We start from the raw sequence: 788 nt of genomic DNA, 5'->3' as shown, positions 1-788 counted from the left end.
TGATCGATCCGGTGGGAGGTGTCGTGGACGAGCTGTATGCCTCCCTCGACGCCCTGGCCGCCGAGGACCTCACCCCGCTGGTCGGCCCGGCGCTGCTGGACCGGCTGGGCCCGCTGCTGGCCGCGGCGAACCGGCTCGCCGCCGAGGTCGCGCGCACCGTGCGGGAGGCCGAGGTGTCCGGTGCCGCGCAGGTCGACGGGCTGACGACCATGGGCTGCTGGCTGCGCGGGCACGGGCACCTGTCGGTCGCCGAGGCCGCCCGGGTGGTGCGCACCGGGCGGGCGCGGGCGCACCTGCCGGGCCTGGCCGCGACGCTCGCGGCCGGACACGTCACCGGTGAGCAGGCCGGGGTGATCGCCCGGGTGGCCGAGCCCGAGGCGCTCGCGCAGGCCGCTGGGCAGGACGTCGACCTGGCCGTGGTCGACCAGCTGTTGACCGGCGTCGCGACCTCACGCCCGCACGCCGACACCGCCAGGGCGGTGCACCACTACCTGGACCGGCTCGACGCCGACGGCCCGGAGCCCGATCCGACCGCGGGCCGCCGGCTGGTGCTGGCGAAGCAGGCCGACGGCGGGGTGACCGGGCGGTTCAACCTGGATGCGGTGGGTGGGGAGCGGCTGCAGGCGGCGCTGGAGTCGCTGGTGCAGGCTGGCCGGTGCGCCGGCGACGAGCGGACCCGCAGCCAGCGGCTGGCCGACGTGCTGGTGCAGCTGTGCGACAACGCCCTCGCCGCGAGCTCCCTGCCGGTCCTGCGCGGCCACAAGCCGCAGGTCATCGTCACGATCGGC

General features: G+C 76.9%; 1 protein-coding gene. It reads left to right on the top strand.

All coding sequences use genetic code 11. The features are described 5' to 3' along the window. Positions 1-23 precede the first annotated feature (23 nt). On the top strand, positions 24-788 hold a 765-nt coding region (locus tag ACI79G_RS24950), incomplete at its 3' end, for a DUF222 domain-containing protein (RefSeq protein ID WP_456883720.1).

The sequence above is a fragment of the Geodermatophilus sp. SYSU D00779 genome (assembly GCF_054050595.1).
Note: the sequence above shows the minus strand (reverse complement) of the source record. Positions and strands in the feature narration are given on the sequence as shown.